This is a genomic window from Paractinoplanes toevensis (assembly GCF_018332695.1).
Lineage (GTDB): Bacteria > Actinomycetota > Actinomycetes > Mycobacteriales > Micromonosporaceae > Actinoplanes > Actinoplanes toevensis.
This window is the reverse complement of the sequence record NZ_BOQN01000224.1, coordinates 1-9756: the sequence shown is the minus strand read 5'-3', so window position 1 is coordinate 9756 and position 9756 is coordinate 1. Positions and strand designations below refer to the sequence as shown.

At 69.8% G+C, this 9756-nt stretch carries 8 protein-coding genes and 3 tRNA genes; 9 read left to right on the top strand and 2 right to left on the bottom strand.

The window, feature by feature from the left end:
• The first annotated feature begins 314 nt into the window (after positions 1–314).
• Positions 315–1346, top strand: a complete 1032-nt coding sequence (locus tag Ato02nite_RS50790; protein WP_213013940.1) for a serine hydrolase domain-containing protein — start codon at positions 315–317, stop codon at positions 1344–1346.
• A 254-nt stretch (positions 1347–1600) separates the two neighbouring features.
• Here the strand turns inward: Ato02nite_RS50790 and Ato02nite_RS50785 are convergent, their stop codons facing one another.
• Both Ato02nite_RS50785 and Ato02nite_RS50780 read right to left on the bottom strand, forming a co-directional pair.
• Positions 1601–2926: a cryptochrome/photolyase family protein gene (locus tag Ato02nite_RS50785; RefSeq protein WP_213013939.1), complete on the bottom strand. Its 1326-nt coding sequence runs from the start codon at positions 2924–2926 to the stop codon at positions 1601–1603.
• Complete coding sequence (locus Ato02nite_RS50780; RefSeq protein ID WP_213013942.1) at positions 2926–3762, bottom strand: phytoene/squalene synthase family protein; 837 nt, start codon at positions 3760–3762, stop codon at positions 2926–2928. The genes Ato02nite_RS50785 and Ato02nite_RS50780 overlap by 1 nt, the downstream gene beginning before the upstream one ends.
• Positions 3763–3886: 124 nt before the next feature.
• On the opposite strand from Ato02nite_RS50780, the gene Ato02nite_RS50775 reads away from it, so the two are divergent.
• From Ato02nite_RS50775 to Ato02nite_RS50740, 8 genes are all read left to right on the top strand, one after another.
• Positions 3887–4963 (top strand): polyprenyl synthetase family protein, encoded by a 1077-nt coding sequence (locus tag Ato02nite_RS50775; RefSeq protein WP_246608263.1) that lies wholly within the window; start codon positions 3887–3889, stop codon positions 4961–4963.
• A gap of 8 nt (positions 4964–4971) precedes the next feature.
• On the top strand, positions 4972–6453 hold the full coding sequence (gene crtI, locus Ato02nite_RS50770) for a phytoene desaturase family protein (RefSeq protein ID WP_213013937.1): 1482 nt from the start codon (positions 4972–4974) through the stop codon (positions 6451–6453).
• A complete protein-coding gene (gene idi / locus Ato02nite_RS50765; protein WP_213013936.1) occupies positions 6450–7046 on the top strand; it encodes an isopentenyl-diphosphate Delta-isomerase in 597 nt (198 codons plus the stop codon). Before crtI ends, idi begins: the two co-directional genes overlap by 4 nt.
• The gene (locus Ato02nite_RS50760) at positions 7036–7971 is read left to right on the top strand and encodes a MerR family transcriptional regulator (protein WP_213013941.1); all 936 of its coding nucleotides are present in this window, start codon (positions 7036–7038) and stop codon (positions 7969–7971) included. Before idi ends, Ato02nite_RS50760 begins: the two co-directional genes overlap by 11 nt.
• A 138-nt stretch (positions 7972–8109) precedes the next feature.
• Positions 8110–8182: transfer RNA gene (locus tag Ato02nite_RS50755), tRNA-Glu, on the top strand.
• A gap of 50 nt (positions 8183–8232) precedes the next feature.
• Positions 8233–8306: transfer RNA gene (locus tag Ato02nite_RS50750), tRNA-Asp, on the top strand.
• Between the two features lie 15 nt (positions 8307–8321).
• A tRNA-Phe gene (locus Ato02nite_RS50745) sits at positions 8322–8398 on the top strand.
• Between the two features lie 469 nt (positions 8399–8867).
• The gene (locus Ato02nite_RS50740; RefSeq protein WP_213013935.1) at positions 8868–9410 is read left to right on the top strand and encodes a hypothetical protein; all 543 of its coding nucleotides are present in this window, start codon (positions 8868–8870) and stop codon (positions 9408–9410) included.
• Positions 9411–9756: the final 346 nt, after the last annotated feature.

The window sequence follows — 9756 nt, the reverse complement described above, 5'->3', positions numbered from 1 at the left end:
CCCGCCCTCGGGGCACTCGTTCAACCTTACTAGGTCTTCCAGTCCGTGTCAACCGGTTTCTCCCGGTTGGTGACCTTATGCCCTAGTGCCTCCCCCGACCCAGGCGCGCAGCACTGCTGCGATCCGAAGTTCGAAGGATTTGGCAGGACGGCCGCTGCGGATCTCTCCGCTTTGTTTCGTCCGCGTCCCTGCCGGCTCGGAAAACATTACAGGCTGGTTCCCCGGGCTCCAAATCGGCCCCCAGTGTCGCGCAAAAGTGCAGGTCAGCGCGCGTATATCGACAGACGGCAGTGCACAGGGCCTACGGTGCGTAGATGATCGCGAGAGGTTTCGAAGCGGTCGGCGAGGCGTTCGCCGCCGACCCACGCGGTGGTTCCGCCCTGACAATCCTGTACCGCGGCCGTCCCGTGGTGGATCTGCGCGAGGGTTGGCGCGACACCGCGCGCACGACCGCGTGGGACGAGAAAACCCTGGTCAACGTCTACTCGGTGGGCAAGCCGGTGATGGCCGCCGCGGTGCTACAGCTGGTGCGACGTGGACAGGTCACGCTGTCCGACCAGATGGCCACCTACTGGCCGTCGTTCAAGACCAGGGCTTCGGTACGGGATGCGCTGGCCCACCTCGCCGCCCTGCCCGCATTCCCCGTTCCCCGCCGGCCGGAGGACTGGGCCGACTGGGATCTGCTCTGCAACGACCTGGCCGAGGCCACCCCGGAGTGGGAGCCGGGCACGGTGGCCGCCGAGCACGCCCTCACCTACGGCCACCTGCTCGGCGAGCTGGTCCGCCGGGTCGACGGCCGGCCGCCGGCTCGCTACGTCGCCGAGGAGATCGCCGGCCCGCTGGGCCTGGACCTGGGTTTCGCCCTGAACAGCGAGGAGAACTGCGCGGAGCTCGAGTTCGACTCCCCCGACTGGCCGCAGCGCATGCTCGGCGCCCCCGACTCGGTGCACGCCCGCGCGGTCGCCAACCCCTCGGGTGCCCGGGACCTGGCCGTGGTCAACTCCCCACTGTGGCGCCAGGCCGCGGTTCCGGCCGTCAACATCCATGCCACCTCGATGGCGATCGCCCGCTTCTACGCCGCGATCCTCGACGGCCGGCTCCCCGAGCTGGCCGTTCCGCAGTACACGGGCACCGACCTGTTCCTGGAGTCCGAGGTCACCTGGGGTCTGGGCGTGCAGATCGAGCCGGACGGCACCTGGGGCCAAGGCGGGCTGGGCGGCAACGCCGGTTGGGCCGACCCGGCCCGGGACCTCGCGATCGCGTACGTGACCAGGCGTCTCGGCGACTTCACCACGGTCGACCGCATCGAGCGGGCACTCGGAGAAAGCAACGTCGAGAAAATCTAATGCCGCCCGGCCGGTCGCCGATTCTCACCGTCGCGGAAGAGGGATCAAGGAGGCGGAAGTGAGGGGGCGACGGCGGACCTGGCTGGTGTCCGCCGTCCTCACGACCGCCACGCCGGCGCCGTCCATGGCCACCAGCAGTGGACGGCGCCGGTGATCCGGCGACAAAAAGGGGGGCCCGCCGACCCCACGTTTGACGGACGCAACGAGGTCGACGGACCCCGCTAAGACCCGCCCGGGCGTACCGGGCGGGGGGTTCACGGCCGCAGCCACACCGCTTCGTCCCGGTGTGACTCCAGGGGACCCGGGTAGTCGAGACCGTCGCGCACCGCTGCCGGTAGTCGCCACGGCTCGTGGACTGCCGAGCCCTCGATCGCCTTGAGTTCGGGTATGTAGCGCCGAACGTACACGCCTTCGGGGTCGAACCGATGGGCCTGCCGGATCGGGTTGAAGCGGCGGTAGGGCCGGCTGTCGTTGCCGGTGCCGGCCACCCACTGCCAATTACCGGAATTGTTGGGCACGTCCCCGTCGAGCAGCCACCGGAAGAACCACTGCACCCCGAGCCGCCAGTCGACCCCGAGATGTTTGGTCAGGAACGCGGCGGTGATCAGGCGGGCCCGGTTGTGCATCCAGCCCTCGGCGCGCAGCTGCCGCATCCCGGCATCCACGATCGGCACCCCGGTCAGCCCGTCCTGCCAATGTTTCAGCGCCTCCGGATCGTCTCGCCATTCGTCGTCGGCGTTCGGCCGATAAGCCCGGGCGGAGATCTGCGGGAAGGCCTGCACGACCTGGTAGTAGAAATCGCGCCAGCAGAGCTGGCGAACAAAGGGATCGGCATTGCGCGTCCGGGCCGCGTCGGCGACGGCCAGCGGCGAGACACAACCGAAGCGAAGGTACGGACTGAGCCGGCTGGTCACGTCGCCGGGCAGGTCGTCGTGCCCATCCCCGTACCCGTCAATGGCGCTCAGCCAGGCAGTCAGCCGCCGCCGTCCCTCGGTCTCGCCGCCGGTGGCGGCGTCCGGCGATTCTCCGTCCGGCGTCGCCGGCAGGCGGCCGGCCGCGATTCCGTCCGGCAGCGTGATGGTGTGCGGCGCGGCCACCTCGTCCCGCCAATCGGCCGACTGCCAGACCCGGTAATAGGGAGTGAAGACCCGATAGGCCGGTCCGCCGCCGCCGGGTCGCAGCGAACCCGGATCGACCACGGTCACGCCGGGAAAGAAACGCAGCGCGATGCGCTGCCGATCGCATTCGGCCTGGAGGCGGGTTTCGCGCTTTTTGGCGTACGTGGTGACGTCCGCGGCTACGCCGAGCATGGTCGCCCCCACCTCGCCGCAGAGCTTGATCGCTTCGGCGACCGGGTCGCCGCTGCGCAGGACGAGGTCGCCACCCCGCCCGCGCAGGGTGTCGCGCAGGTCGGCGAGCGCCTGGTGCAGGAAGCGGCTGCGGTTGGCGGACAGCTCCGACAGGGCCGGGTCGAGGACGAAGAGCGGGACGACCCGGTCGGCGTTGGCGCAGGCCGCGGCGAGGGCCGGGTTGTCGTGCACCCGCAGGTCGCGGGTGAACAGGACGACGGCCGTGCGCATCAGGCGGCCACCGGGGTGCCGGGCCGGGTGAGCAGGCTGCGCACGGCGACGGCGGCCCGGCGCGAGTTGGGCACCGTGGCTCGGCGGGCGAACACGTCGTGGTCGGCAGCCTCCACCTGGTCGAGGATGCCGCCGTAGAGCAGGTAGGCGGTGCGCATGCAGGCCTGGGACGCGGGTTCGAGCAGCGGGATGCCGGGGGCGGCCTGACGGTAGTGGCCGCGAGCCCGCTCCACCTCGTACACAATCAAGGGTTTGATTTTGGGGTTGCCGGGCCGGAGATCGGCCGGCGTCAGGCCGAAGCGGTCGAGGTCCTCACGCGGGAGGTAGACGCGGCCGCGCTCGAGGTCCTCGGCGACGTCCCGGATGAAGTTGGTGAGCTGGAAGGCGATGCCGAGCTGGCGGGCGGGTTCGCGAGCGGCGGCCGGGTCGGCGGAACCGAGGATCGGCAGCATCATCGTGCCGATCACCGCGGCCGAGCCCTCCATGTATTCCAGCAGGTCGTCGTAGGTGTCGTAGGACGTGATCGTCAGGTCCATCGCCATGCAGCGCAGGAACGTGGCGAAGTCGTCGACGTCCAGGTCGAACACCGCGATGGTGTGCAGCACGGCGGGCAGCAGCGGGTCGTCGACCTCGCCGCCGCGCAGGCCGGCCACGAAGCGCTCGGACCATTCGTCGAGTCGCTCTTTGCGGGCCGCCGGGGGCAGCGCCTCGGTCTGGTCGACGATCTCGTCGGCGTAACGGGTGAAGCCGTAGAGGGCGTGCACGTGCCGTCGTTTCCACGCGGGCAGCAGCCGGGTCGCCAGGTAGTAGGTGCGGCCGTGCTTCTTGTGCAGCATCCGGCAGCGCTCGTAGGAGCTGGCGAGATCCACTTCACGTCCTCCAAATCGACGCAGCAATCGACGCAACCACAGAACCTAGGGTACGGTACGACTCGTGGCCAACGACACGCTCGAGGGAAAACTGCGCCGGGTACCCCGGCAGGTCAGCCGCCCCACCCTGCTCGACGCGGTCGAGGGCACTCTCGCCGACTTCCTGGCCGCCCAGATCGCCGCGCTCGAGGCGATCGACCCGGCCCTCGGCGGCATGGCCCGCACCACACGGGACCTGGTGCTGGCCGGCGGGAAACGGTTGCGCCCCACGTTCGCCTACTGGGGGTGGCGTGGGGCGACCGGTCCGGGCGAGCCACTCGACCCGGTGCTGCCGGCCCTCGCCGCGCTCGAGCTCATGCACACGTTCGCCCTGGTGCACGACGACGTCATGGACGAGTCGGCCACCCGGCGCGGCCGGCCCACCGCGCACCGGCTGTTCGCCGGGCAGCACGCCCGGGCCGGCCGGCTCGGTGACTCGGGCCGGTTCGGCACCACCGCGGCGATCCTGGTCGGCGACCTCTGCCTGGTCTGGGCCGACCAACTGCTGGCCCGCACCCCGCTGTCGACCGCGACGCTGTTCTCGGTGCGCTCCCGCTACGACCGGATGCGGGTCGAGGCGGTCGCCGGGCAGTATCTGGACGTGCTCGGCGAAAGCTCGCCGCAGGAGTGGTCGGCCGAGCGGGCGCTGCTGGTCGCCCGCCTGAAAACCGCCAGCTACACCGTGCAGCGGCCGCTGCAGTTCGGCCTGGCCCTGGCCGGGCCGGTCGACTCGGACATCGACGACGCCTACTGCCGATACGGCCAGTTGGTCGGCGAAGCGTTCCAGCTGCGCGACGACCTTCTCGGTGTCTACGGCGACCCGGCCGTGACCGGCAAACCGGCCGGCGACGACCTGCGCGCCGGCAAACCCACGACTCTGCTGTTACTCGCTCGCCAGCTCGCCCCCGAGCTGGCCCTGGACCCCGCCGGAGCTGTCAACCCCGCCGACGGCTCCGGCGGGCTCACCCCCCGCTCGATCACCGAAACCGGGGCGCCCGACCGGGTCGAGCAGATGATCCAGGAACGCGTCGCCGCCGCGGTCGCGATCCTGGCCGACCTGCCGATCGACGGCGACGCCCGGACCGCGCTCATCGAGCTGGCGGTTCGCGCCACCCAGCGGGCGGCATGATGTCCGGCATGCGAAACGTGACGGGACCGACCGCACGCGTGGTGATTGTCGGAGCCGGGCTGGGCGGTTTGGCGTGCGCGCTGCATCTGGCCGCGGCCGGACGGCAGGTCACGGTGGTCGAACGGGAATCCGTGCCGGGCGGCCGGGCCGGGCGGTTGTCGCTGCAGGGTTATGAGTTCGACACCGGGCCGACCGTGCTGACCATGCCGTCCCTGATCGAGGAACCGCTCGCCGCGGTCGGCGAGAAGCTGTCCGATTGGCTGGAACTGTCGCCGCTGGACCCGGCCTATCGGGCTTACTACCCCGACGGATCGACGCTGGATGTTCACACCGACACGCTGGCGATGGCCGCCGAGATCTCCCGAGTGTGCGGACCGCGCGAGGCCGACGGTTACCTGCGGTTCGTCGACTTCGCCCGGAAGCTGTGGGAACTGGAGCGCGACCACTTCATCGGCCGCAACCTCGACACCCCGCTCGACCTGGTCAATCTCAACCTGCTGAAACTCCTCGGCATGGGCGGCTTCCGCCACCTCCACCCGAAGATCGCGTCGTTCTTCCGCGACCCGCGCACCCAGCGGATCTTCTCGTTCCAGGCGATGTACGCCGGCCTCGCACCGCACGACGCCCTCGCGATCTACGCGGTCATCGCCTACCTCGACTCGGTCGCCGGCGTCTACTTCCCCAAGGGCGGCATGCACGCCGTGCCGAAAGCCCTGGCCGGAGCGGCCGAGAAACACGGCGTCAGCTTCCGCTACGACACCACCGTCACCAGCGTCGAGATCAGCAACGGCCGGGCCACCGGGGTGATCACCGCCGACGGCGACCGCATCCCCGCCGACGTCGTGGTCCTCAACCCCGACCTGCCGATCGCCAAGCGCGATCTCCTGCCACCGCAGCGACAACGCCGCCTGCGCTACTCACCGTCCTGCGTGGTGCTGCACATCGGCTCCAAGCAGGCGTACGGGAAGATCGCCCACCACAACATCCACTTCGGCCGCCACTGGAAACGCACCTTCGACGAGGTGATCCGGGACGGCCTGTTGATGAGCGACCCGTCCCTGCTGGTGACCAATCCCACCCACACCGACCCGACCGCGGCCCCCGACGGCCGGCAGACCTACTACGTGCTCGCGCCCACCCCCAACCTGTCCGACGGCCCGATGAACTGGCGCGGCGACCTCGCCGACCGGTACGCGGCCTCGCTGGTGCGAACCCTGGAGAAGCGCGGATACGTGGGATTCGGCGACGGCATCGAGGTGCAGCAAGTGATTACCCCGGCCGACTGGGCCGATCAGGGCATGGCGGCCGGCACACCGTTCGCGGCCGCCCACACGTTCGGCCAGACCGGACCGTTCCGCCCGTCCAACCTGCACCCCGTCTACCCCAACGTGGTGTTCACCGGCTCCGGCACCCAACCCGGCGTCGGCGTACCCATGGTTCTGATCTCCGGAAAACTGGCCGCCGGCCGGATCGTCGGGGAACACCGGTGACCGCTCGCGAATCCCACGTCGTCGAACTGGTGTCGCTCGACGGCGTGGCCATCGGGTCGGACACCGTCCTCGCGGCCCACCAGGCGCCCGGACGGTTGCACCGGGCGTTCTCGGTATTCCTGCGCGACCCTTCGGACGGGCGCGTGCTGCTGCAGCAACGGGCTGCGGTCAAGACCCGGTTCCCGCTGCGCTGGGCCAACACCTGCTGCGGCCACCCCCGGCCCGGCGAGGACGTGGCCGACGCCGCCCGCCGCCGGCTCGCCGAAGAGCTCAACCTGCCCGCGATGCCGCTGACCCAGGTCGGCGTCTACACCTACCGGGCCGAAGACCCGTCGAGCGGCCGGGTCGAGCACGAATACGACCACGTGCTGCTCGGCGACCTGCCCGCCGGCATCCGCCCCACCCCCGACCCCGACGAGGTCGCCGACCTGCGGTGGGTATCGGTACCCGACCTCTTCACGGAGATCACCGCCGACCCGAACCCGTTCGCTCCCTGGTTACTCGGCGTGACTGCCAGGCTGTCGCCTGTCTCCTCCGCCGGGCTAGTTGCGGACGTTACTGCCGATGCTCCGGAGCGGTCGGGTGGCCGATGAGGCGCTGAGCGCCGGTGCGGTCGCACGCCGTCTCGGCGTAGCGGTCACCACCCTGCGGACCTGGCACCAGCGGTACGGGCTGGGCCCGAGCCGCCACGTGCCCGGCCAGCACCGGCGCTACACGGCCCAGGACCTGAACCGGCTCGAGGTGATGCTCCGGCTGACGTCCCAGGGCGTGGCACCCGCGGAGGCGGCCGCCTGGGCTCGGCGTACACCCGTCCCTGCGGTGACCTCGGCCCCCACCCTCCCGGCGCCGCCGGACGTTCCCGTCTCCGGCCGCGGGCCGGACGGTGGTGGGCTGGCCATTCCGCTCGGCCAGGTCGTGCCGGCCGCGCGCGGACTGGCCCGCGCCGCGATGCGCCTGGACGCACCCCTGATGCGCGACATCCTGGCCGCCGCCGTGGTCGAGACCGGAGTGATCGCCACCTGGAACGAGGTGGCCCTGCCCGTCCTGGTCGGCATCGGCGAGCGCTACGAGTCCACCCGGCGCTTCATCGAGGTGGAACACCTGCTCTCACGCTCCGTCACGGAAGTCCTGAGCGCCGTCCCACGTCCACCGGCCGCGACGGCGCCCCGGGTCCTGCTGGCCGCCGCCGACGAGGAACAACACACCCTCCCGCTGGAGGCCCTGGCCGCCGCCCTGGCCGAGGAGGGCATCCCGACCCGCCTGCTGGGCGCCCGGGTGCCACCACAGGCGCTGGAGGACGCCATCACCCGAACCGGCCCCACCGCGGTCGTCCTCTGGTCCTCGATGCCCCACACCAGCAACGCCGCCCAACTGGCCCGAGTAGCCACCCACCCCCGCCGGCCACTCCTCGTGGCCGCGGCCGGCCCCGGCTGGACCGAGGCCGATATGCCGGACGGCGTGACCCTCCTGACCGCCCTCGTTCCGGCCATAAACCTGCTCCGAACCGCCGTCGCGTGATGTTTCCCCTGTTCAGGGCGGTACGGGATACCGGTTTGGAGTGCGGGCGGTGGATCACGTATGCTTTCCAAGCCTCAAGCGGGGCCCGGTTGGGGTCTACGCCGCTAAGCATTGCGAACATGCAATACTGGCGGAGTTGCCCTCATCGTCTAGTGGCCCAGGACGCCGCCCTTTCAAGGCGGTAGCACGGGTTCGAATCCCGTTGGGGGTACTGGTAGGTTGGTAGCGCAAGCCACCAACCGGCTAGCAAGTGAATAGCAAGGTCCTGTGGAGCAGTTGGAGTGCTCGCCGCCCTGTCAAGGCGGAGGTCGCGGGTTCAAGTCCCGTCAGGACCGCAAAGCAACATCTAAGGCCAGGTAGCTCAGTTGGTACGAGCGTCCGACTGAAAATCGGAAGGTCGGCGGTTCGACCCCGCCCCTGGCCACCAGATCAACAGGGCGTCGACCAGCGGATAAGCCGGTCGGCGCTTTTCGTTACGGCGTCGTGAGCGACGGACTTTGCTCACAGCCGGTCTTGACGGGCGATGCCGAGTCAGCAGCGCCACCGCTTCCTCAACTTGTGCTGCCGTCGTCGTCCGCATGAGGTGTGCGTAGACCCCGGCGGGTTACGTCCGCCGACGAGTGGCCGAGGATCAGTTGCACGATCTCGATCGGCACCCCGCCAGCGAGCATGCGCCGTGACGTGTGTCGTGACGTGTGTCGCGCAACCGGACTGGCGGCAGCCCGCAGGCCGCCGCGTGCCGTTCGAACTCGACTGTCGTCGGCAGGCGGGACCAGTTGGCCAGGTGCGCTACCGTCTGCGGTCGCTGGGCCAGGGGTCGCCGCGCATGCGCGCTTGCGTCAGAGTGCACGTTGCTGGCGCGAGCTGGGACGTCGAACGTTCGAGGAGTTGCGGTGATGGCTGCACGTTCGTGGTCAGCCGTGTTGACGGCCGTGCTGATGTTGCTCACGGCCTGTGACTCCAACGGCGTGGAACTGGACGGCGGCACTTCTGGCCTGGCCAAGGGCGAAAGCTGGGAGGAACTGCGCCAGCAGGCAAGAGCGTCGTTGGCTCACCACGACCAGGAGGCGGCCAAATCCCCCTCGCAGGCTCCCAACGTCAGCCCCTCCGCCTGGGATCCTGACGCCACGACCTATGGCATGCCCATCGACTCCGCCGCCGTGGATGCGCAGGGCACCCGCATGACGGTCACGTTCACCGGACCGCCAGGACCGTCGGCGCAGTCATGCGGCGCCGACTATGCCGCTGAGCCCGTCGAGTCGGACAAGGCGGTGGTGGTCATCGTGCTGGAGCAACGCAGCGGCTACACCGGCGTATGCACCATGATCGGCATGACCCGCACCGCGGCGCTGAACCTAGCGAAGCCTTTGGGCAAACGCGCCGTCCTCACAATTCTGGGCGACCCGGTATCCGTCACCCGCGCTGCTAACACAAAGTAGGCGCTGTGAAATTCGCCTGAAGTTGGCTGTCAAGCGGCAGTCGGAAGGTCGGCGGTTTGACCCCGCCCCTGGCCACGAGTCTGGGGCTGCCGACTGCTCACGGAAAGCGTGAGCCGGGCAGCCTCGTTCGCATCCCTTGCTACAGCATGGTTTGTGGATCTTTTGGCTTTTCGCCCACGGCGATGCCCTGGACTGAGCGCCAGCCTTGCGGGCTGTAGGGATTATGTGTTTTACCTGCTCGTCGGGGGTTCCGGTGTTGGGGTCCACGCCTAGTGAGTAGACGGCTAGTTCGCCGGCCCGGCCTATCTCGTAGCGGGCTCGGAACTGGGCCTGCCCCGTTTTGACG

Bases quoted from the DNA above. Each gene is read 5' to 3' on its own strand.
- Ato02nite_RS50785 (WP_213013939.1), bottom strand. From the start codon at position 2,926: ATGCGCACGGCCGTCGTCCTGTTCACCCGCGACCTGCGGGTGCACGAC.
- Ato02nite_RS50780 (WP_213013942.1), bottom strand. From the start codon at position 3,762: ATGCTGCACAAGAAGCACGGCCGCACCTACTACCTGGCGACCCGGCTG.
- Ato02nite_RS50740 (WP_213013935.1), top strand. From the start codon at position 8,868: ATGGCTGCACGTTCGTGGTCAGCCGTGTTGACGGCCGTGCTGATGTTG.
- Ato02nite_RS50790 (WP_213013940.1), top strand. From the start codon at position 315: ATGATCGCGAGAGGTTTCGAAGCGGTCGGCGAGGCGTTCGCCGCCGAC.
- crtI (WP_213013937.1), top strand. From the start codon at position 4,972: ATGCGAAACGTGACGGGACCGACCGCACGCGTGGTGATTGTCGGAGCC.